Origin of the sequence: Paenibacillus sp. NPDC058898 (assembly GCF_049316025.1) — a bacterium.
Classification (GTDB): domain Bacteria; phylum Bacillota; class Bacilli; order Paenibacillales; family Paenibacillaceae; genus Paenibacillus_AQ.
The window spans coordinates 84,180-107,804 of record NZ_JBMOSM010000015.1 but is presented as its reverse complement, the minus strand read 5'-3'; the positions used below and the strand labels follow the sequence as shown (position 1 = coordinate 107,804).

The window sequence follows — 23,625 nt, the reverse complement described above, 5'->3', positions numbered from 1 at the left end:
CATAGCTATAGTATAGGTACTTTTGTTAACGCTTACTCGTTGTAAATTGCCTCGCCTATGGGCGTTTTTTGTCCAATTCTTATCCTTAGATCCGGCTAATGGCATCTACTTGGAATCGACAGCAAAAAACACCCCCTCTCATGGAGGAGGTGTTCTTGAAGATTGTGTTTAGAACTGTTTCTCTAATGTGAGCAATAGCACACCATGCGGTGGAAGATTGATTTCTTTCTGCCAACCTTGATCCTGTATTATCTCTGTCCGGATGACCGGGCCGCTTCTTCCGTGAAGATACGCAAGTTCCTCCTCCGTCAAGATTTCGGGTGCTCCCATGCGAACCCACTCGTCAAAAACGGAGCCATGATCCCGGTCCATCTGATAGGTTGTGCATTTATAGGTTCCCGGTAGATGAGAAATATTGATTTGAAACACCTTGCTGCCTTTCTCTTCGAACACGCTGTAACGGTTATGATTGGACATCTCCGACCAGTCCCCGCTTGAAAACATATGATCTAAATGGACGTAATGATACAGCAGAAGTTGTATGCTCCCGTCTTTATTCTGAGTACCTACATAACCATCACCCTTAACGATTATCTCTTCACCCAGTTTCTGAAGAAGCTCAAAGGCGTAATAGCTCGGCTTCTTAAGTCCATCCCGATTCATTAAACCAAAACCTCCATAAAACGGAGAGGATGGAACAAGACTTTCCTCAAACACATCAGTGAAGCACCAAAAAGCCATGGCCTGCACATCTCCCAGTGTATTCATCGCATGATACATCACGAATGGGGCCATAAACATGGTATCGTGTAACAGATGCCGGTCATAGAGGGAAAAGTTCCATTCGGTAATATGCAGCTCCAAATCACGGAAAGCGGCAAGCTCCATTTTTTCCTGCAGTCGATGGATGCTCTCTTTATAAAAAGTTGGAGGCATCATTTTCGTTAACATATTCTGCTCCGCTTTGAGCTGAGGATACTCCGAATAGATATGAAAAGAAAAGAAATCGATCGCTGCATGATGCCTCTTGCAATATTCCATAAACTCCTCGGCCCATGTGTCGTTCCAAAGTGAACCATAACCTAAAGCAGGTCCGCCTGTTTTTAGTTCAGGAAGAACCGACTTGATCACTCGAATGGTAGATTCATAAAAGGAGAAGTATTCCTCTTTGCTTCCTGCCCAGCAAACGCCTGATAAATCCGGTTCGTTCCATACTTCAAAGTACCATTGTTTTACTTCCTCGGCCCCGTAGCGATTTAAGCAATGCCGAACGAACTCACGAACAAGCGCCTCCCATTTTGCCTGATCAGCTGGAGGGGAAATATTCCCTTTCCACCAGAATACCGTTTCGTTGGAACGGCTGAGCAAGGTCGGCATAAAGCCTAGCTCCACAAACGGCCTGATTCCCAGCTCAACAAGAAAGTCATAAAGCTTGTCAACATAAGCCCAATTATAGACCGGAGTACCGTCATCCTCTTCGTTGTATACCATCATCTCATCATTAAAGATGCCATGAAAACGTATATATTCAAAAGGAATTCGTGCTTTAAGCTCGGAAAGCTGCCGACGCCAGTCATCGCGCAGCCCTTCAACTGCCCTGCCCGCTGTTGTGGTAACATTCCAGTGCTTTTTGTACCCTGTTGACAACATTCCCGGCTGAATCCGAATTTGCTCCTGATCCGTAACAACCGACGTTAGAGGGTTCACCCTCTCCTGTTCTTGATCCGACTTCACTTCCAGATATCGATATAACGACCCCATCGCATTGATCGTATCTAATTCATAATAGTCCCCACTAGAGGACTCTTCATATGTAAGCGGTTTTCGATTAGGCTTATCCTGAAGCGGAGCAGCGGCTTCACGATACGAGCTTGGTGTACAACCGTACTTTTCTTTGAAATACTTATTGAATAGCTTTACGTTCGCAAAACCGCAATCCATCGCAATTTCGGTAATGCTCTTTTCACTTCCGGAAAGCTCCGACTGGGCCTTCTCCAAACGAATCAGCGTTAAATACTTTTGGAAAGGAATACCGATTTTATCGGTGAAAAAGTGAGAAAAATAATGCAAACTTAAGTGTTCTTGTTCCGCCATCGTCTGCAGCGTAATCTTCTCTTTATAATTTTGATCGATATAGGTAAGAACCCGATTCAACCTTTTATAGTCATAACTCTTGCTGCCATCTTCAGCTTCCGGATTGATTCCTTCCGAAAAATATCGCAATAAATGCCCACATAAGGTTTGCAGCCTTCCCATCGTGTAGCTTCGATAGCCTGGAGACTTCTTGTTCATCTCCCACACCATCTTTGCAAGCTCTTGCTTGATTGTGTCAAATCGGAAACCGATCGGCTCAGCCTCTGTCGTAGAATTACAGGAAATAAAAACATTATTATGCAGCCACTCCGGGCCAAATTGAAGCGTTAATAAAATATTGTCAGGGCTATTCTGTTCAAACTTATGGATCGACATGCTGTTCACCACAATGACATCGTCCTGATGCAGGGTATACTGCTTCTGGTCAAGATGCATGATAACAGAACCTTGGAGAACATAGACAATCTCCACCTCTTTATGCCAGTGAAATGGAACCTGCTTCACACTGTTGACAAACAGCTTAAAAGGCATATCATCTTGATGCTCGATAAATTCATAAAGGTAACGCATATTGGGCCCTCATTTCATATGAACTGAAAACGATATATCTTTATTGTACATATCGAACGGATGATAAAGTGACTCATAGATTACAAATATCATCATAAATTATAGAACCTTATCATGATAGCATGTATAGTTTACGACTTTTACATACATTAGAACACAGGCTATCCGGAGCACTAAATGTTATTATACTAGTTTAGTTTCATTGTAAAGAAAGCTGATGCCGATTAGATAAAAACCTAATCGGCATCATAGTGTCCCGTTTCTTGAAAGGATGTCTGTAATCCTATGGTTCATGACTAACAAAGTGAAAGGCTGCCCAAATGGCAGCCCTTGTGTCTTAATCCAAGATTTCACTTGATCGTGGTTTTAATGTATTCATTAATCTCCGTTAATGATAAGAACAGGACGAATGGCCGTATCCGAATGTTCCTTGGTCGCATAATCTGCACCCATATCTTCATCTAGACCGACGATGCGGAAGCTTACGACTCCATCCGATTGACTGTTCACAAATGAAGTGACATCAAAGCTCACATAGGCACCTTTTTGACTTACCGTCACGGTCCCCAATGCAGACCCGGCTTCTGTCGGCTGGTTCGTTGCGTTGATCGACGTTTCAGACCATGCATCATTGTTGATACCCCTGGCTTCCACTGTATAGGAGCTCGTATTGCTATGAATATTGGTTACATAGATTTTGAGAATAGCAGAGCTTACAGACCCGCTTAATGAGGTAGTATCAAATTTCAAGTATCCTGCTCGATCGTAAGAGGCATTAGAGGCGCGCAGCTTTACAGTCATCGTATTCTGGGAGCCATATTGATCCCCGGCATACGTACCGCCACGAACGAAGCTGTCCTCGATCGCTGTAAGTTTGACAGGGTTCACCGTATCCCCGCTAGTGGTTGCACTGATTTCGTTGCTTGCAGCCGAGACGTTGCCGGCTGCATCTTTCGCTTTAACCGTAAATGTATAGGTCGTGTTGGCGTTTAGCCCGCTAACCGTCGCTGTCGTGTCGGTAACGATGGCAGCCAACGTGGCGCCCTCATAAACATCGTAACCGGTAACGCCTACGTTGTCCGTTGCAGCCCCCCATGAAAGCGTAACGCTGGAGGAGGTCGTGTTGGTTACTGCCAAATTCGTTGGAACCGTTGGTGTCTCCGTATCCGAGCTGCCCATAGAATCTGTTCCGTACACTTCAAACTCATATAAGGAATATCCGTAAGGGGTGCCTCTGGCCGTGCCGTACATTCTCACGTATCTCGCATTTCGGTTCGAAATGGCAATATCATCTATGGCGCCATTCCCGGTTGTTGTGGAGAATACATCCGTCCAATTGGTAGGTGTCCCGTTATCGACAGATACTTGAATCTTGTAACTCTTCGCATAGGCTTCTTCCCAATTTAATTGGATTCGGTTGATGTTCTTCACTGCCCCGAGATCGACATAAATCCATTGCGGGTCAACGCCTTCTGCGCTTGCCCATCGCGTTGCCAGGCTGCCGTCAAAAGCTTTAGCAGGCTCAAAGCCCGAGGCTTCGCTTGAGCTTGCAACGGCCATCTTGTTCAAGGCAAGATTCGGGGACGATGTATCGTTATTTGTTGTGGCTGTCACTGCATTGCTTGCGCCCGATATATTCCCGGCGGCATCTTTGGCTTTGACCGTAAAGGTGTAGGCCGTGTTGGCGCTCAAGCCGCTGATGGTCGCATTCGTTCCTGTAACGGAAGCCGCTGGTGCTGAGCCGTTATAAATCTCATAACCCGTAACCCCTACATTATCCGTAGAAGCATTCCATGAAAGAGAGATACTGGACGAAGTCTTTGCAGTAACCGCCAAATTCGACGGAGCCGTTGGTGCTTGCGTATCTACTGGGTTGCCTCCCCCTCCTGGCTTCCACCAGTTACCTGAAATGAACAGCATGTTTAAGAGGGTGAAGCTGTCGCTGTAATAGCCGGATTTATGACTTTTCATCCAATCCCAGCCGCTATTGATCCAGGCCTGGTTGCCGCTATTCGGGGTTCCTGCCGAAATAAACGGAGCCACAAACACACCTTCCGCCCCGCTTGCCGATGGAGACACCGTTCCGTTCAATTTATACCCGTCTTTAATATTGTTAGGGTTGCCGCTCGTCTTTCCTTTAATCCAGGAAGCCAGTTTATCGGTGATCGATTTAGCTCTCGTTTCACCATAATGCGCATAATCCATCACAATCCTGAGTGGTACCCGAGCGGCATTATAATTGTATTCGTCCGTTTCCGGGAACTCTTCCAAATAATTTCGTGGAGCGGGCTTTGGAGGATTGTCAACGACAAAATCCGAAATCAACCCCGTGTTCGGCGAATAGGAGGCGCTGAATGAACTATAGACGTTGTACAGGTTATTGATGACATTCAACCACGTTGAATCACCGGTAACCTCGTAAAAAGCTCTTAAATGGCTGAGCATCCAATCCGAAGGTCTCGTGTTCAGTGCGCTTTTGCTATCCCAATCGCCCAGATTTAACCGGTTGTTAGTCGTGACATTGCTTTTCTTGATTCCATCCGTAATCATTTTTTTGGCTTCCGCCAAATAATTGATTGTACCGGAGGAACCCCATTGATCATGAGCAAGAATGAGCGAGTAAGCGATGTCCAGATCCCCGTCGGTCGCCGAGTAGAAATCTCCCTGCGCGCTTTTGGAGTCCGCTACGACCCAGCCCATCAGGTTAGGATTTCCCTTGCTTTTATAAGCTCTGGCCGTTTTGAACAGGCCGTCGTAAATGGTTTTGGCATTCGGATCATAGCCTGCCATTAACACCGTAATGAGCATGCCGTATCCTTGACCTTCGGAAGAGCCCAACGCCTTATACCCGCCAGGTTCTCCTGTAATTTCGCCTTTCACATAATATCCGCCGGGCAAGGAGGACAAGTTGTTCTTCAAATAGCTGGATTTCCATGAATTATAGTAAGCGATAACGTCTGCATTCAATTGCGACTGCGAGAGATGATTAGGCTTCGTAATTCCAGCAAAGTTTGCTTGCTGGGGAAATGGCTTTTGCTCGCCTGCTGCATGGGCTTTTTGTACAAACACCGGTGAGAGAAAAGTCGACATCAAAAGGACGAGGCAAAGTACGTGAATGGACCATTTTTTATACATTCCTATTCCTCCTATTGGATTGGTTTCGGGCATCTTGCCTGTGACCATGGTTACTTCTAAAAGATAAGCCCTGCGTCATTGCTGATCATATCGCGGGGATCCGTATCGCTGCTTGAAGCAGCGGAACCGTACACCTCAAACTCGTCCAAAGAGTACCCGTAAGATGTTCCTCTTGCCGTGCCATACATCCTTACATATCTGGCATCCCGTGCTGCGAATGAGATTTCGTCCATCCCTCCGTCACCGGTTGAAGTGGAGTATACCTCCGTCCAATTTACAGGCGCTGCCGTATCCGTCGACACTTGAATTTTGTAGCTTTTCCCATAGGCGTCTTCCCATATGAGTTTGACTTTATTAATGCTTTTTGAACACTCGGTATAAGCAATCCCCCTTTCACGGAGTTACAAAAACCACATTCTGGGATGTATACAAATTATTGTATGGTATCTTAGTTCTAATCCCATTTCTCAAATTCGGAAAGGGACTAAATTAAGGTGTATTGTTGTTTTTTTAAGGTTGTCATGTAATCGGCTATGAATTTAGCTCAAGTAGGAGGGACACTAGTGTACCCGATCACATAGACCTCGGGTCTGGATAACGGATAAGCAAAAAGCGCTGTTATCAACAGGCTTACGACGGTTCCAACCAGCGTGGTCAACTCCATTCCTTCACCATTTCTATCTCTCCCCCTTTGTTAAAATAAAGCGTCACGTTTATTAATGCGTCTTACTGCCGAATTTGCTACCAGGATGAGCACTAAACAAACGACGGATTGATAGAATCCAGCTGCTGTCGACATGCCGATATCCCCGGATTGAATCATGGCACGATAGACAAAGGTATCGATGGTATTTGTTGTCGGGATCAGAGCGCCTGTATTCATAGGAACCTGATAGAATAATCCGAAATCCGACCGGAGAATGCCGCTGACCGCAAGCAGAGTCATGGTGGTGATGACAGGCAAAATAAGCGGGATGGTGATCCGGGTCATCTGCTTCCACTTGGTTGCACCATCAATCGTGGCAGCTTCATAGTATTCTTTGTCTATTCCGATAATGGAAGCAAAATAGATGATGGATAGATAACCTACGTTCTTCCATGCATTGACGATGACCAGGATGTAAGGCCAATACTTGGGTTCTCCATACCAAGACACCGCCTCCGAACCAAACCAATGGATTAATAATCTGTTCACAAGACCGCTATCCACATTCAAAAAGCTGTAGACCAGATAGGCAACCACGACCATCGAGATGATATGCGGCAGCAGGAATGTGCTTTGATAGAACCGGCTGATCGCTTTATCCTTAATTTCATTAATCAGCAGCGCTACCAGTACGGCTAAAACCAGGTTCAGCACAATAAAAACGAAATTGTACAGGAAGGTATTCCGGGTTGTTGAACAGCTTGCAGCCATTCCAAAACGCACGAAAAAGCTGTTTAAGTTTTTTAAACGCAAAAAAGGGGGTCCCAAAAGGTCCTTTGACCTGGGACGCCCCCGCTGTCTGTTGTTTGACGCTGCGCGTATGAATCTCTCATTAACAATGAGGTGGCTCGTTTAGCAAAGTCATACTTGATTAATATAAAATAAAACATTTTCATAGTGTTTCATAAACCTTTTATAATTCGTTGTTTCCTTCAGTACAATTATGGTTGGATAAGCATTTACTTTGCGTTGTTTTAGTGTAGCTAATACTTTCTTCTGTTCGATGCAATAAAATTCGCCTTCTTTATATTGAATAAGAAGTGGTGGAAGAGTAGCTGAGTCTGCTTCATCGGTACAGTCTTTCCCGGGCATGATTCCATTAAACTCGATGAGACGCAAAGGAAATTTAACAACACCGAAATACAAATACTCTTTTCTCATAAAATCATGTGAACTAGGAGCAGCATTTCGGGAGTGGAGCATATAACAATGAATCCATTCTTCGAGCATTCCGATATTCGCATACTGTACAGCAGATCGTACAGTTGGAGCATAAGTGAATTGTTGGTCATTTTTCTTCGAATAAATGATTTTCTTAATGGAATCCAAAGATAAAAAATACTCATCCGCAAGTTCCGAAACCGTTACCCCATTGGCATACTTATTGCGAATCATAATATTACGCCTTTGTAATTGATTTCGGTAACCCGACTTCTCGCCCCAACCCCTTTTTTCCTCTCCAGTAGGAATATAAAGAAGTTTTCCAGCAGCGTATTTCTGAATTTCTTTCAATAACTTCTCAGGTATGATATCGCTGGCATTTTCATATTTCATAGGATCACCCTTTATAAGGCGTATATTCGATCCTTCAGTTGACCGATAGATTTCATAATAGAATTGCAAGATTCTATGTCATCGATCGACGCATGCCACCGCAAAACATCGATTCCCTTGTAATACGCCATACATAAAAATCGTTCTTTAAAATCCGGTATGACAATGTTCCTTTTTTTGCAATACTCGAATAACAATTCAGGTATGTTTAAATAAGGCTTATTTAAGTCCATAATGACAAAATCTAAAAGGAAATCGCATATGCCGGATCTGCTCCAGTCTGGGAAACCGACCGTCGTTTTTCCATCTGTGATCATTATTTCAAAAAACGTATTATTATTAACTAAATAACGTTTGCCTTCACAATAATCAATTCTAGTGTCCATTTCCATCAAGTATTTTTCGACAAAGTCACGATCTAAAATCGTTGTATCAAAGAGTTCCTTCCAATTATACCAGTATCCTTCTTTATCTTCTGCAAATGTGTCGATTAGAAATTGCCTGCAGGTGCTATACTCTGTTTTGCAATCCTCGTTGAACTCACCATAGCCTTCTACTCCTGCTATATCCGCTGCACTAATTTCCAAGACTTTGTCAAAAAACAACTCGTAACAATCTGCAAACTGAATTGGGCTTAATTCATCTGCGACAAATCCATTTGGTGTCATACTTACCTGATCCGAAAGCATGGACTTAATTATACTGTCTTTACTCATGTTCATATCTCCTTTACATCAACAATGGTTATACACATCAGCTGCGCACCTGATATGGGGTAATGATAACATTGGCCATGTATCGGATATAGGCAACGAATAGGTTTAGTCAACTTTACACCAGCCTCTTGTGATTACCTCAATTCTAACAGTACAATTTACCCTCAATCATCGTCCACTGCACTTGATACCTTTCGTCCATCAGGACGAGATCCGCATCGTATCCTACCTCGATTTTTCCTTTGTGAGATAAACCCAGAATACGGGCAGGCGTAGTTGAAGCCATGTGCACGGCGTCCTCCATTGAAATTCCGTTAGCCACGGTCAGACGTAACGCTTCATTCATAGTCACCGTGCTCGATGCTAAAGTGCCATCCGCAAGCCTTGCAATCCCCTCGGAAACGGTAACGTGATGACCACCAAACATATAATTGCCATCACCTAATCCCATCGCCTGAAGTGCATCTGTAATCAGCACCATGCCTTCAGGCCCTTTGAGACGGTGCATTAATCGGACAATGGCTGGATGAAGATGGATTTGATCGACAATCGCTTGCAGGCTGACATGCGGTTCTTCGAATGCGGCTACTATCAGTCCGGGGTCTCGATGGTGAATCGGTCTCATGCCGTTAAAACAATGGGTTACATGACTCGCACCGGCTGCGAAAGCCAGCTTCGCTTCCTCGTATGTGGCATCGGAATGGGCTACGGCAATCACAACATCCTGCTCTTTCAGATAGGATATGAGTTCCAAGCCTCCAGGCAATTCTGGTGCGATCGTAACCATTTTAATGAGCGAACCCGCTTCTTGAAAAATTAACTTTATTTCTTCCAGATTCGGGTGGCGAAGATATTTCTCGTTTTGCATCCCTTTTCGCTTCGGATTCAAATAAGGTCCCTCCAAGTGAATGCCGGCAATCTTTGCCCCTTGTTCTCGTCCGATTACAGATTTTAAGCTGCGAATCATATTGAGCAGATCCTCTATCGTCGAACTCACGGAAGTCGCCAGAAACGAAGTGCATCCGGTTGCAGCACAAGCGCGTGATACTTCTTGAATGCTGTCCTCGGTTCCGTCCATCATGTCATAGCCATTGGCCCCATGAATATGAACATCTATCATCCCGGGTATGAGCCACATTCCTTTGCCATCAATTAGTTCAGCATCAGCTTCGATTGTTTCCAGTTCTTGCGTCGCTTCTATTCGCTTCAACTTCCCGTTCGCAATCCAGACGGTTGCAGAAGGAAGTATTTGATGAGGCAGGTGAACTTTGACATGTTGAATGATTTGGTTGTTCATTTCGACTCAACTCCATCCTGTTGGTTATGGGTCTGACATTCTATAAGTGTAATATTTTTGTGGTCTAATATTTCCTGTATTTCAACGGGAATCGATTGATCAGTTACAATAATATCCACGTGATCAAAGTCCAACTTGAACCTCGATTTCACCGCGAATTTGGTATGATCCGCAACAAGTATGACCTGATCCGAGCGCCGGGCCATTTCCCTTTTCACCCGGACATCTTCTTCATATGGATAATAGAGTCCGTCTGGCTGGATTGCCGTCGCACCGATGAACGCTTTATCGGCACGGATTTCACTGATTTTATCAATGACGGAAGGACCGTATAATAATCGATTTTGGGTATGCAGATAACCGCCGAGCACGTAGATGCTCAGATCTTCCCGTTTGGAGAGTATCCCTACATTATCGATGGAATGCGTAACCGCTGTTATCTCTCTCGCTTGAATATGCTCCGCAACAAATTGAACGGTCGTAGATACGTCCAAAAATACCGTTTCGTGGTCCCGAATCAGTTTAGCGCCATGCTCGCCGATCACGTTCTTGCTCGTCGGCTCATCAATCAGTCGTTCCTGGTAAGAAGTAAGCTCCTTTTGCAGTTCAGGCAAGGCCACCCCTCCGTGCGTTCGAACGACCACGCCTTCTTGAACTAGTCTGACAATATCCCTGCGTGCGGTATCCCGCGACACTTGAAAGAACGAGCATATCTCACCAACACTCATCGTTTTATGCTGTTTTAAGTAATCCAGGATGTTTACTAAACGTTCCTCTTGGAACACATCTTATCCCTCCTTGCTTAAGTATTTTCATTCCTTTAATAAGTATATATAAGTAATTCAAAATAAACAATAAGTATTTGTAAGTTTATTATTATTCTTGTAAAAAGCAAAAAAACCACGATTATCGAGGTTTTAAAAGTATACATATGTTAGTCCTATGATATTTTCCATTCCGGCTATCGCACCGTGAGTCCATTTATACTCTTAAATAGGATGAAGACAGGCCGCTTCTTGCACAGAAGCAGCCCCCCCTTACAATCGAACATGAGCGCCGTTAATAAGTAAACGATTGATTTACAGTGCCAATCCGTGCGTTTGCATATTGGATATCATTACTTCTCATATTTTCAAACGCTTGCACTGCTGCATTGGCAACGTCAATATCCTGTGCGCTTGTTCCTCCACTTACACCAATGCCACCGACAATCCTACCTTCATGAACCAAAGGAATTCCTCCGCCGAGGATAACGACTTTCCCCTGATTCGTTGTATTAATTCCGAAGGTTGCTCCACCAGGAAGCGCGGATTGCGCTAAATTCGCTGTTGGCATTTGCAAAGCTACACTGGTCCAAGCCTTACCTATGGCAATATCGATACCTGCTATTTTGGCATTGTCCATCCTATAGAAAGCCATTAGGTTTGTGCCCTCATCTACGATCGCTATGTCCGAGTTAAGTCCCATTTGTCTGGCACGCTGTTCAGCAATTTCCAATAACTTCTTCGCAGTTGTTAAAGTGAGTTTATACATCATAGCTCCCCTTTACTAAATAGAAATACTGCATTATATTGTCATATGCCTATAGTGGTGAATTGCCCAATACCAGTACTTCCGGAATGAATGCTAAAGAAATGTCTTGGATACCCATTCAAAAAACTTTTCCTTCTCTTCAAAGTGCGGATAATGCGCAGATTGATCAAACGCGATAAACTCCTTCTGATCGGCTCCAAGCATATCGAAATATTCTTTTGCTGCATGAGAGGATGTCATATAGTCATAATCGCCCATGATAAAGTAGCACGGTATTTCAAGTTTCGTTACAAGCGTTGGCAACGGATGTTCTATAACCTCCTCCAACAAAACCTTTTGAGAAAAAGATATCCCGACGTTATATCGAATGACGTCCATTAAGTTATACTCGCTGCTTAATAGCATTCCAAGGCTATTGCCGTCGGGGCTGTCAATAAGTCTGGAAGCTCCGCCATATTGAACGACATAATTTCGGGGAGTGAACATTTCGCCCTTTTTGATTTTATCGGTTAGGCCTTGCAGATATAAGACGTCTTCCGCGTTGCCGGCCTGATGAGCTTGGCTGATTAAGTAGGTCAAACTGTCCATCTCGCTTGTTAAGGTATCCCCCATCTGGCCAATCCCGACATAAGCCTCATATTTTTCGGGAGCCTTATGGGCCGCCTGTGCAGCAATATACGTACCATAAGAATGTCCAATGAGAATTATCTTTTCTTTGCCCAGACGTTCCGAAACGTGATCCGTTAAAGCCAATAAGTCATTTACCAGCAACTCCGATGAAAGATTAGCGTAATCCTCAAAAAAATGATAGGATTTTCCGCTGGCTCTTTGGTCGTAATGAACAACCGTAAACCGGGTTTCCAACAAGTCTTGATATGCCGCGACATAAGGGATTTCCGGAGCTCCAGGTCCTCCGTGGACAAATAAAATAACGGGATTGTTCTTGTCATCGCCGCGTATCATCAGTTCTTGCTTGCTTCCATTGATCTCTACTTGTTCTAATATGCTAATACTATTTTCGCCTTTGATGGACGATGTCCATGTAGGAAAAATTAGGGCTATTATGAGTAGCCCTATTAGTGTTACCCCGATAATTCTTAATATTTTTTTCAATTTTCTCATGGTCTTGGGACACCTTTCAGCTTAAAGCTTGAAGTAAATTGCGGAAGATCCAATGTAGATTTCATTACATCTCATTGTACCTTAGGCTCGTTTACTCCAAATCCTTCCTGAGACTGAATTGGACCTAGACCCTAGTTGAAGAAATCAGCGGCATTTGAACATAGCTAATAACAAAAAAAGCCGCTGATCTTGATACAGATCAGCGGCGCAGAAACTACCAGGAGGATAGTTCGGTCCTTTTCCAATTGTTTTGGGCAACGCAAACATATACATATTGGTCGTCCCAAGAGATCTGTCCTTGGCTGCATGCAGCAGTGGACGAAGCGGGCGTATACTTTTCGCGAAGACGCAGCATATCCCCGTTTATATCGAGCTTGGTGTCGGGTTCATTCGTGCCAATTCCGATATTGCCGTCACTGCGCTGCACGGTGAGTGGGGAATCGAGAACTTTGCCGTCATCTCCATAACGGACGAACTGCAGGTTGGCTCCCGCATTGTCACCCGATTCCTCTAAACTGTCGGCCCGTACGGCCCATCTCGGTGTCGTCTCATTATCCTTGCCGGCTGCACTTAACTGGATATCCCGGTTCGTCCCGCTTTCGCCGGCTACCCGCAAGATACCACTCATGACATTGAAATTGGACGAATGCGTACGGATCTCGCTTACGTCGGTGTCAAACGGAATTTCAAACCGGGTAAACAACTGGTTGGGGTATTGACCAGTCGGCGACATAGTCGTCTCGAACGAGATATGCTTATGATCCTGCTGCTCCGGATTGTTTGCCTTGTCATGGGAAATGATCGCCGTCTTGTCCTTGCCATTCTCGTCAACCCAGACAATCGCCGGCTTGGCCCTTTCCGCCGTCCATTGCAAACGAATCAGATCGGACTGATGCCCTTCTTCCTCGATCCATTTCTTGTCGGTGGATAAATGAAGCCGTTCATTGTGCGGTATGCGTATATCGTCGCCGTTTTGCTCGGATTGTCCAAGTGTCGTTTCCACTTCCTTTTCCTGATCCGTACAACCCATGCCGAGCAAGAAGATGCTCACCATTATAATCATAATCGTCCCTAATAATTTCACAGTGTTTCCCTCCATTTATCGGTATGATTCGATTTCATTCGTGTTTATGTACAAAAACACTTTGACTGATCGTATTATATCCAACCCCCAGCGTACACCCATTTCATCAAACTTCCCGAAAAAATGATTCTTTTCGTCTATAAAGTTTTGTCGGAATTCGTCCGAAAGGTGTGCTTCGGTTGGTCATACAAAACAGCCCAAACTTTCATTCTTTTGTAGGCCCAGCAAGAGGGACTTTTGGGCATTCGGTAGTAACTGGTTCGAGCTTAAAACATGAAGTCCTAGTCTTCCAAGATTAATCGATATCGCTAAAACAAAAAAAGCCGCGATTTCCGCGGCTTTCAATATATGTGATTAATAAACTTCATAATTTTGTCCGGTTTGTGCTCCTTCTACGCTTTTTTTGAAAGCAAGGGCTACGCGACTAGCAGGAACTGCTTCAAAGCCCGGAAAAAACTCGCCATATTTTCCAAGTGATTCTTGTAAAACATTAGGGCTAACACTATTTATACGGATTCCCCTAGGCATTTCAATGGAGGCGGATTTAACGAACGCTTTAACACCACCATTGGCCATGGCCGCTGATGCACCTTGAGGAATGGGATCATCCATCATGATGCCCGTTGTTAAAGTAAAGCTTCCGCTGTCATTAATGTAGTCCATTCCCAAAAGGACTAAATTGATTTGCCCTTTAAGTTTACTTTCAATCCCTATTTCGTTTAACTCAGGCGTTAATTCGGTAATAGAAGCAAAATGAGCACCGCCTGTTGCACTAATGACTGCATCCACTTTCCCAACTTGCTCATACATGTTTTTGATGCTATCAACCGATGTAATATCAACCATTACGTCTGTTCCGTTTCTTCCAGCACGAATAATTTCATGATGTTGTCCTAGTTCTTTGGCGACTGCTTGTCCAATCGTACCGCTTGCCCCAACCATGATTATTTTCATGTTTGCTCTCCTTTCCATCTACAAAAAACCTTGCACCATTTGAAAATATCCATTCAGCGCATCTTAAAAACCATATTTATATTAACACATCATCGATAAGACATAAAAAGTCGCCTCAATGGGCGACTTTCTATTCGTAGATGTTTTTCCTGCAAAGAATATCTACTTAAACCGATTCTCTGCTAAAATCAAGACCATTCACCAATGACCGCTTGTATGCGCTGCTCCACTTCCGAACGCTTTTCTTCCGTAATACTTCCCGCTTTGGCTTTATTCAGATGCTTGAGCGCATCACTCAGATGCTTCACGGCCTGATCTTTCTTGCCCTGTTTATGCTTTAGCTCTGCTTGTTTCAGAGCATTGCCGATCTGCTGGCTAAGCGGATGGCTGATATCACCCTGCAACTTCCAGGACTGAATATCGTCCATCAGGGAGCCCAGCCTATCCGGTGCCGCCGCATCAGACACTTCAATCTTCATCAGCTGCGTATCGTTCGTGTAGTAAATGTTGCCGTCGTGTCCCAAATTCACGTGCTGGGATTCTGCCAGCGTCTGGTAATCCATCGTTTCCGGATTGACCACGGTGACATGACCGGCAAGCGTCAGATACATAAGGCCGTCCTCGCTCCAGCGAATATATACCGGACGCCAATTGCCGTATTTCTCAACACCTTCGTAAATCGTTTTGCTTTTTACAATTTCCTGGGTGTTCGGGTCTACGGCGAATAGCGTTCCGTCAAAAGCCGCCCACAGCAGCCCGTCTGGACCAAAACTCGTACCGCTGATGATATGAGGCGTGGGAGAAGCGCCTTCAATGGAAGGTACCCATTCCTTCTCCACTTTGCCGGTCGCGATGTCCCAGATAAACAATTTGGCCGCCGGTTCTGAAGGAGTGATGCCCAGTCCGCCAGCGACGGTGGTGGAACCATAGACCTTGCCATCTTTCACCGCAATGCCGACAATCGACTGATTGTTGATGACGTTCTTGTATTCGGTATAATTGCTGCCGTTGGCCGGATCATAAATGGTTAGGGATCCACCGAGTTTGCCGTAATCCGGAATGGTACCGATAAACAGCTTGCCCTCCGCGGCTCTCATGATGAACGGTCGATCCTGGCCGGTAATTTTGAACAGGCTCTTACGCTGTGTCGGATTTTCCGTATTGTATTCAAAGATATCCGCCCCAGGATAAACGCCCATATACATCTTGCCGTTCATGGACACCATCCCTTCCGACTGACCCATAGGGAAGTTCTCGAAGGTTCCTGTCTCAATCGAATACGCAGACCCTGTTCCGCCAGGGTATCCGCTAATGAACAGACGTCCATCCGGACCGTTCTCCATCGTCTGGACAGGAATCGGGTTGCCTTTCACCGGATATGGAATCGCCTTGACCTGTTTGGTCGTAAGATTCATGAAGGCTACGCTGCCGCCGAATTGAACGGTTGCAAGAGAAACACCTGGAAGATCCGGATCGTTTGGAACCTCAACCCAGGCCGTATTGCGCAGGAACGTTCCGTACACCAAACCGGTGTCAACAGCAGCAAGGGTATTCAAATCCACTTCCATCAAATGGTTATTCTGCACGAAATAGATTTTATTGCTGCCTTCCGGTCCGTAAGAGAGACGAATGCCTTTATTGTTCAAGTGGTATGTCTCGCTCCACTTTTGCAGATCCAGATCATAGAACAAAAGCGCGTTGTTTCCTTTGCTGATGCCGGCAACCAAATATTTGCCCGCAACATCCAACTGGTTCACCATGCCGATGTCAACCGCTCCGTTGTAGCTCGGAATCTGGATGGTCTCCTTCTCGCCAGACTCCACATTGACCTTCACAATGCTGCCTTCTATCCCGATACCGATATATAGGTATCCATCATGATACGCAGTGGAACGACTGTAGCTTTGGCCCGTGCCTACAATGCCGTAGTCCTTCATCTCCCTTGTAGCGGGATCGTAGCGGCCCGCTTTCGCATGGGGATAAGAACCGAAGTAGACCCGGCCCTGCTCATCATGAGACAAGCCATATACGACCTGCTCACCGATGCCGCCCAGAACTTTCAATTGTTTAGTCACCGGAGAGTAGGAGTACAGTGTGCCGTTCCCCCCGATATACACCGTCCCGTCAGGGGTCGTAATATGCGTCCAAGAGCTTTCGGATCCCGTTAACGGGTGCGTGCTCAGCACTTCTTTGGTTTTCAGATCAATGACATGAAAGATAGCCGGCTTGCCGGATACCGTTGTATACATAACCTCGCGCCCGTCCTGAATTCCAAATGCCCCGTCATAAATCGCAACGCTTTGCATCGGAGATCCCAAATCGATAGGATTACTGTAAGTTTTCCCAATGTCCGCCGAGGCACTTGTGGGGAAGAAAACCGCAGTCAGTAACGTGGCACAAATCGCGAAACACAGGCGTTGGAGTGCCTTCTTCACGTGAAGCCTGCTGTGGGTTATGTTCATTAATTCATCCTCATTTCTATTATGGAATGTACTGTAAATCAAATAACTGTCCGACCTGTGCAGGTAAACTTGATCGTTTTACCAAGTAAGGATCGCGGCATCCCTCCCCGACTAAGAATGTTGAATCATGAAGTCCTGGTATTTATGTAGTTCATATACTCGCAAAGAATTTAGCATATCCCCTATATAGTGTCAACTGGTTCTTATCTGGTTTTTATCTTAGAATGATAAAATCGTTCAGCCTCAATTGAAAACTTGTAAATTCGAGAAAGTAAAAAAAAAAGCCGTGACCACGGTGGTCACAGCTTATGAATCCATTTGTCTCTTGTTGTTTTACTTCCTAGCCCGGACATCAGCTCTTCCTCATCGATCAGATAAGAGAAGTATTGCTTCAACTGCTCGCGGAACAGCAGCATCTCATCCAGGCTTAGTCGTATATCTTTGCAGGTCTTATATAGATGAGCCATTTCTCGGTGCAGGTTGAGACGGGAGGGCCGTCCCTCCATCTCCGGATCCACATTCTCAGTAATATAGCGGTTTGCTGGTAGGCTGTACGAATGCCTGCGGATGTATTCCTGCACCTCGTTAGAGGCCAGGAAATCGGCAAAGCTTTGGGCCAGCTCCTGCTCTTTGGAGTGGGCGCTTACCCCGATCCCGGTGCCCAATAGCAGTGTTGTTCCATTATCAAAATGCGGAAGAGGCGCCACGTCATAAGTAAAGGACGCTCCCTTCAGCTGGTTGAGCAGATAATACGTCGTCAAAATGACGGAGACCTTCTGCTCACGGAACAGATTCTCCGCTTCAAAAGCGCCTTGAGCCAGCGCCAACGGGAACATGCCGTCCTCGTGAATCAGCCCGCGGAGCCAGGACAAACCCTCGATCGCCCGGCTCCATGACGAATCAATCTCCGTATCGCCTCTATTCTGCATGAGGAAAATGGGCCATCGGTTCAGTGAATACAATTGCAGGGCCAGACTGTAACGTCCGGGGCTTTTCAGCTCCCTCAGCATTCGCTGAAGATCGTCCCAGCTCCAACCACTGTCCGGCTCAAACTGTCGTTTTTCCCGAAGATGCTCCTTGTTGTAGGCTAAAATCACGGGAGAATGAATGAACGGCTTTGCCGCCAGCTTGCCTTCGGCATCCACGAACGGAGCATGCAAAAAAGTGTAGGTTGACGCATAGGGCTGCTGTGAGAGAAACAGACCGGTACTTCCGCTCTCCTGGAAATGCATCATATCCTGCATGTTGACGGACAACACGTCCACAATGCCAAGTCGCATCAGGTTCGCGATGCTTTCCGCATGTTCATACGGCAGGTCCACGATTTCTACAAAAATATCCGGGTGCCGTTCCTGGAACAGGGCAAGTAGGGCCTCCATTTCCGCCTCTGCATATAGAGAAGGATACATACCGAAACGAATCTTCCGGACTTGTCCGGTAGAAGCAACCACTTGGGTGCCCACACGGGGCACTTTAACGATCAATTCTTCCTGAACCAGCTGATCCAGCGCTTGCCGGACCGAATTTTTGCTTAGACCGTACAGCTCGATCAGAGACATTTCCGACGGAAGATAATCGCCTTGAGCGTAAGCGCCGCTTTTAATTTTTTGGCGCAGATCGGTGACCATGCGCTTCATTTTATTTTGAAAAGTATACCGGTCGGATTTAGCCATATGTGTCCACCTTTATTTACCATAACTGGTTTGCTACATCAATCCATTCTTATAGTATACTCACTCTTCAACTCGTTTGGCAAAATTAAATCCCATGAAAACTGTACCTGGGCAAATAATCGTTGAATCAACAATCAACAAAAAAGGATTTATTCATATCATCTCGAACATGATATTTCGGTGCATGGATTGCTAGGTTACATTGGTTACAATCCCCTATACTCAATCTTGAAAGGATGGTCTGTATGGATTGGCTGGATCGTATGAACACCGCAATGGAATATGTAGAAACACACCTGTCTGATACGATTGATTACGATATCGTGGCTAGAATTGCCTGCTGCTCAACATACCATTTTCAACGAATGTTTCCATTCATAACAAATGTGTCGCTTTCAGAGTATATTAGGCGCAGGCGGCTCACCCTTGCCGCATTTGAACTGCAGCAGAGCGGTACAAAGGTCATCGACATCGCTTTAAAGTATGGTTACGAATCGCCTGAGGCATTTTCTAGAGCGTTTAAAAAAATGCACGGTGTGATGCCAATGTCAGCGCGCGACAAAGGCGTTACCCTGAAGGCCTATCCTCGGTTATCCTTTCATATTTCGATTCGAGGAAACGAGAAGAGCAGCACGAGGGTCAATCTCTCATGCTGCTTTCTCTCGTCCTGCCTCTAATGCCCTCTACGCTTAAAATAATAAACGATGCCCAACACATTTAATAATCATCCGTTCGTCTATGTACGCGATATTCGCGGTTTTTTAACGAATATGTTAGTAATTAGATACAATGCTTACTCTCCAACCTTAGAAGCGGGCAGTTTTACAACAGCTGTAAGTCCTTCCCCTCGATCACTCTCCAGAATCAGTTCTCCCTGATGAGCCTTGGCAATCCTCTCCACCATGGGTAATCCCAGTCCATGTCCTTGACGGTTCGGGCGTGTTCGTCCAGAAGTATAGGGAAGTAAAATCACGCCCTTTAGTTCTTCTTTCGGGATGCCTTTTCCGTTGTCCGATACCACAAAGCTATAAAACACCCCGTCTGCCGGACCCGTTTTCAATTCAATTTTACATCCGTCCGGATTATGCCTGATACTGTTCTGTACCAGGTTCGTTATCGCCCGATACAATAGACGTTCATCCCCGCTCACGATCAGACTCTCGTCCATCACATGAAGAGAAATGTCATAGCTCTCATCGAGGCCGTTGTTTAAAAAGTCGGATACGACCTGTCTAGCCAACGCGGAAAGACGGATCGACTTCAACTGTAATGGCTGCATATCGTATTCCAGCATCGATACCAAATTCAGATCACTCACCAAAGATCGCAAGCGTTCCCCCTGGCGACGGATGATTGCAGCCTGTTGTTTATGCTCAGCAGACAGTTCCGGCTGGTCCTCCAACTCGCTCGCATAACCCAGGATCATGGATAGCGGTGTCCGGATATCATGGGAGATGCCTGCGATCCAGTTCGATCTCGCAACGTCCCTCGCTTTGAGTGCGTCATTCTTCTCTTGGAGCATCTGAGAGGTCGAATTGATGCTTTGGGACACATCATTGAATATCCCCCCGGTATCCACCTGGACCGGCTCTTCCTTGGAAAGAGCATGGATACCATGAATCAACGGCCTTATTCCCCGGATGACCCGCGTTCCAATTAGCACGGAAACCAACAGTGCAAGGGCTACATTTCACAACAGTAACAACAAAATTCGTACAGGTAGGGACCTTAGCCACTCGACCAAGAAGTCGATTTGATATTTTCCGTAGGTGTTTTTGGGATATCCCAATACCAGCAATCCATCTTCTCGTTCCCATACATATACGGGGTATTCCATTAGATAGTAGCGGGAGAACTTGGCTACGTCCGTTACATCATAGGACCTTGGAATGTCCTCAGGCAGTCGTTCGCTCCACTGTACCTGCCCATCCCGATCCATCAACATGGCCCAAGTTTGGTGCGTATCCAGCAGTTGAATCCCCTCATGGCCAAGCACATAGTTTCCCTGTTGCAGAACCAATTCGTTGGCCAATTTTTGCACAATTGCTTCAGGGGAAGGCCCTTTGTGGTTTTCCTGGAAAATCAATGAACCGAGTAATACCAGATTGAACAGTAACAGAAGAAAGGAAACCAGAATCGTCGAACCGACAAACCGCCGTAATATCCGGATAACGCCATCCATTATCGGGACTCCTGTGTCATGAGTTTATACCCGAGTCCACGCACGGTTAACAAATACACCGGATTTGATGGATCTTCCTCGATTTTCTCCCGAATGCGTCGAACATGCACCATCAAAGTGTTCTCATAACCATAAATCTCATCACCCCATACGGCTTGGCATAAAGCGTCACTGGTTACGATCCGGCCCTGATTCTCATACAGCTTCATCAGTATGGAGTGCTCCTTAGCAGTCAACGGGAATTCTTTGTGCTCCCTTAGTACGACAGCGCTATCCAAATCTACCGTTAGAGCACCTAACCGAAATACAGGTAACCGTTCTACGATGTTGGAGGCATAAACCCGCTTCAAAATAGCCATCAGTCGGAGAATAAGCTCTCTGGGCAAAAAAGGCTTGACCATATAATCATCAGCGCCCAAGCCTAGCCCGAGCAGCCGATCTTCATCTTCACCTCGCGCAGACAAAAACAGTATAGGCATGTCCGTAAACGACCGGATGGATGAAAGCAGCGAAAAGCCGTCTCCATCCGGCAGCATGATATCCAATATGGCCGCATCTGGCTTCTCCAATCTACATACAGACAGGGCATTCGAGAAATTGCCGGCAGTATAGATCCGGAAGAAGCCTTCTCTTCGTAGGAAACGTTCAATCATTTCCCGTATTTCAGGCTCGTCGTCAACAATCAGTATTTTTTTATTCTTTATCAAGTCCATTTCATATCACCCAATTTAGTATACATGACGAATGCATGCAGCCGATATTTTCCTAATCTATTTAAGGTAAATGTAAGGTTAACTTCAGCGGAACGCAAGAATCCTGTTCTATAGTGACAACAGAGACCTTTATGAAATGGAGTTGAAATCAATGTTAATTACGTCGCCCCCCATCGTGGAGACCCATAACCTGTCCAAAGCTTACAGTGGTACACACCGTGTAAACCAGGTGAATCTAACAGTGCAACCCGGACAAATCTTCGGCTTCCTGGGCCCGAATGGAGCTGGCAAAACAACCACGCTTAAGATGCTGCTCGGGCTCATTAAGCCTACCGAAGGCAAGGTCAAAGTGTTTGGCAAAGACTTGGACAATCATCGCCCGTCCATTCTGAACCAGACCGGTTCCCTGATCGAATCTCCGTCATATTACGGCCATCTGACAGGACTTGAGAATTTGAAGGTCATGCAGCGTCTCCGCAGCGTCCCGAGCAAGAATATAGACGAGGTACTCCGAATTGTAAGACTCGAAAACCATAAGCATAAGAAGGCAGACCAATACTCTTTGGGTATGAAACAACGGCTAGGCATTGCCATGGCTTTGCTCGCCTTTCCCAGCCTGCTGATTCTGGATGAGCCAACGAACGGCCTTGATCCTGCGGGTATCGGCGAAATCCGTGAGTTAATCAAATCCCTCCCCGGACAATACGGGATTACCGTGGTGTTATCGAGCCATCTATTGTCGGAGATAGAGCAGATTGCAACATCCGTAGGCATTATCAATGACGGTAAGCTGCTGTTTCAGGGGACGATGCAGAACCTCCAAACCAGCAACAAAGCCACCATTCGTTTCAAGACAACGGACCCGACAAGAGCGGCGAAGATTCTGCTAACCCAAGGATATTTACCCAAAATCCAGGGGAAACAGCTTGTGTTTGAACATCTCCCGGACGAGGAAGTTTCACGCATAAATCGGGTGCTGGTGGAACAAGATCTTCCCGTCATCCGGATTGAGGAGCATAAAAAGAGCCTGGAAGACATTTTCCTTGATTTGACCGGAAGGGAGCGGAGCCTATAATGATTGCTCTATCACTGGAGTATTTCAAAATTCGCCGCAAACGGATCTGGGTCATGCTTACGCTGTTTCTTGCTGCAGAGATGGTCTGGGCATCCATGTCCATGAGTATTTCCATTTCAAGGAGCGCTGCTAATGCGAGTTGGGAAGCCTTGATCTTCAGCATCTCTTCCATGAACGGTCTGTTTCTTCCTATTATTTCAGCTATTGTGGTTTCCCGCATTTGTGACATGGAGCATAAGGGAAACACATGGAAAATGTTAATGACAACCAATATAGGTCGGAATCATGTCTACGCTGCAAAATACATATGTGCGAACAGCCTGATCCTCTACGGTATTATGGCGCAGGCAGTTTTCATCGTGGGATTCGGCAAATCCAAAGGCATTGGCGGGAGTTTACCGCTTTCCCTGCTCGTCCAATTTACCATCGGAACGATGGTAACAACATTCGTCATCATCGCTCTCCAGCAATGGTTGTCCCTTACGGTACGGAATCAGGCTTTCTCCTTATGTTTGGGCATGCTGGGCGGCTTTATCGGAACGACATCCGGGCTATTTCCGTCCGGCATTCGTCACCTGTTTGTTTGGTCCTACTACATGGATTTAAGTCCAGTTACCTATGTGTACAGCTCTACTTCAGGTTCATATCTATCCGGCACGCTGCCTGCTGGATTGCTGATTGCTTCTATTCTTCTGGCTGCGGTTTTCTATTTTGCAGGGATCATTCACACTTCAAAACAAGAGATCTAAGGAGGA

General features: G+C 45.7%; 19 protein-coding genes and 2 pseudogenes. 3 read left to right on the top strand and 18 right to left on the bottom strand.

What is annotated here, in order from left to right:
• Nucleotides 1-168: 168 nt before the first annotated feature.
• The 15 genes and pseudogenes from ACOZB4_RS28845 to ACOZB4_RS28775 form a co-directional block, all read right to left on the bottom strand.
• On the bottom strand, nt 169-2,664 hold the full coding sequence (locus tag ACOZB4_RS28845; RefSeq protein WP_379405809.1) for a GH39 family glycosyl hydrolase: 2,496 nt from the start codon (nt 2,662-2,664) through the stop codon (nt 169-171).
• A 378-nt stretch (nt 2,665-3,042) separates the two neighbouring features.
• Nucleotides 3,043-4,500 (bottom strand): DUF7594 domain-containing protein, encoded by a 1,458-nt coding sequence (locus tag ACOZB4_RS28840; RefSeq protein ID WP_379406149.1) that lies wholly within the window; start codon nt 4,498-4,500, stop codon nt 3,043-3,045.
• Nucleotides 4,501-4,551: 51 nt separating this feature from the next.
• Nucleotides 4,552-5,718, bottom strand: a pseudogene (locus ACOZB4_RS28835) (glycosyl hydrolase family 8); the annotation flags it as partial.
• Nucleotides 5,719-5,855: 137 nt separating this feature from the next.
• Nucleotides 5,856-6,158, bottom strand: a complete 303-nt coding sequence (locus ACOZB4_RS28830) for a discoidin domain-containing protein (RefSeq protein WP_379406148.1) — start codon at nt 6,156-6,158, stop codon at nt 5,856-5,858.
• A gap of 335 nt (nt 6,159-6,493) precedes the next feature.
• Entirely contained in the window at nt 6,494-7,159 is a 666-nt protein-coding gene (locus ACOZB4_RS28825) for an ABC transporter permease subunit (RefSeq protein ID WP_422759714.1), read from the bottom strand.
• 207 nt (nt 7,160-7,366) lie between these two features.
• On the bottom strand, nt 7,367-8,059 hold the full coding sequence (locus ACOZB4_RS28820) for a CD3324 family protein (RefSeq protein WP_379405805.1): 693 nt from the start codon (nt 8,057-8,059) through the stop codon (nt 7,367-7,369).
• A gap of 11 nt (nt 8,060-8,070) precedes the next feature.
• Entirely contained in the window at nt 8,071-8,775 is a 705-nt protein-coding gene (locus ACOZB4_RS28815; RefSeq protein ID WP_379405803.1) for a hypothetical protein, read from the bottom strand.
• Nucleotides 8,776-8,920: 145 nt separating this feature from the next.
• Nucleotides 8,921-10,072, bottom strand: a complete 1,152-nt coding sequence (nagA, locus tag ACOZB4_RS28810; RefSeq protein ID WP_379405801.1) for an N-acetylglucosamine-6-phosphate deacetylase — start codon at nt 10,070-10,072, stop codon at nt 8,921-8,923.
• Nucleotides 10,069-10,857: a DeoR/GlpR family DNA-binding transcription regulator gene (locus ACOZB4_RS28805; protein WP_379405799.1), complete on the bottom strand. Its 789-nt coding sequence runs from the start codon at nt 10,855-10,857 to the stop codon at nt 10,069-10,071. The genes nagA and ACOZB4_RS28805 overlap by 4 nt, the downstream gene beginning before the upstream one ends.
• A gap of 274 nt (nt 10,858-11,131) precedes the next feature.
• Nucleotides 11,132-11,605, bottom strand: coding sequence for a heme-binding protein (locus ACOZB4_RS28800; protein ID WP_339265416.1), 474 nt, complete (start codon nt 11,603-11,605; stop codon nt 11,132-11,134).
• Nucleotides 11,606-11,698: 93 nt separating this feature from the next.
• Entirely contained in the window at nt 11,699-12,727 is a 1,029-nt protein-coding gene (locus ACOZB4_RS28795; protein ID WP_379405797.1) for an alpha/beta fold hydrolase, read from the bottom strand.
• Nucleotides 12,728-12,941: 214 nt separating this feature from the next.
• Nucleotides 12,942-13,790, bottom strand: coding sequence for a hypothetical protein (locus tag ACOZB4_RS28790; protein WP_422759713.1), 849 nt, complete (start codon nt 13,788-13,790; stop codon nt 12,942-12,944).
• 375 nt (nt 13,791-14,165) lie between these two features.
• A complete protein-coding gene (locus ACOZB4_RS28785; protein WP_339290338.1) occupies nt 14,166-14,765 on the bottom strand; it encodes a short chain dehydrogenase in 600 nt (199 codons plus the stop codon).
• 188 nt (nt 14,766-14,953) lie between these two features.
• On the bottom strand, nt 14,954-17,227 hold the full coding sequence (locus ACOZB4_RS28780) for an FIMAH domain-containing protein (RefSeq protein WP_379405794.1): 2,274 nt from the start codon (nt 17,225-17,227) through the stop codon (nt 14,954-14,956).
• Between the two features lie 299 nt (nt 17,228-17,526).
• On the bottom strand, nt 17,527-18,900 hold the full coding sequence (locus ACOZB4_RS28775; RefSeq protein ID WP_379405792.1) for an extracellular solute-binding protein: 1,374 nt from the start codon (nt 18,898-18,900) through the stop codon (nt 17,527-17,529).
• Between the two features lie 245 nt (nt 18,901-19,145).
• Here ACOZB4_RS28775 and ACOZB4_RS28770 point away from each other — a divergent pair.
• Nucleotides 19,146-19,541 (top strand): annotated as a pseudogene (locus tag ACOZB4_RS28770) (helix-turn-helix transcriptional regulator); the annotation flags it as partial.
• Nucleotides 19,542-19,693: 152 nt separating this feature from the next.
• On the opposite strand, the gene ACOZB4_RS28765 reads toward ACOZB4_RS28770, so the two are convergent.
• Genes ACOZB4_RS28765 through ACOZB4_RS28755 form a run of 3 tightly spaced genes read right to left on the bottom strand, consistent with a single transcriptional unit; the run spans nt 19,694 to nt 21,795 of the window.
• A complete protein-coding gene (locus tag ACOZB4_RS28765) occupies nt 19,694-20,563 on the bottom strand; it encodes a sensor histidine kinase (protein ID WP_379405790.1) in 870 nt (289 codons plus the stop codon).
• 27 nt (nt 20,564-20,590) lie between these two features.
• Nucleotides 20,591-21,082, bottom strand: coding sequence for a hypothetical protein (locus ACOZB4_RS28760; RefSeq protein ID WP_379405788.1), 492 nt, complete (start codon nt 21,080-21,082; stop codon nt 20,591-20,593).
• Nucleotides 21,082-21,795: a response regulator transcription factor gene (locus ACOZB4_RS28755; RefSeq protein WP_379405786.1), complete on the bottom strand. Its 714-nt coding sequence runs from the start codon at nt 21,793-21,795 to the stop codon at nt 21,082-21,084. Before ACOZB4_RS28755 ends, ACOZB4_RS28760 begins: the two co-directional genes overlap by 1 nt.
• Before the next feature lie 151 nt (nt 21,796-21,946).
• On the opposite strand from ACOZB4_RS28755, the gene ACOZB4_RS28750 reads away from it, so the two are divergent.
• Both ACOZB4_RS28750 and ACOZB4_RS28745 read left to right on the top strand, forming a co-directional pair.
• Entirely contained in the window at nt 21,947-22,870 is a 924-nt protein-coding gene (locus tag ACOZB4_RS28750) for an ABC transporter ATP-binding protein (protein ID WP_379405784.1), read from the top strand.
• Entirely contained in the window at nt 22,870-23,619 is a 750-nt protein-coding gene (locus ACOZB4_RS28745; protein WP_379405782.1) for an ABC transporter permease, read from the top strand. The genes ACOZB4_RS28750 and ACOZB4_RS28745 overlap by 1 nt, the downstream gene beginning before the upstream one ends.
• Nucleotides 23,620-23,625: the final 6 nt, after the last annotated feature.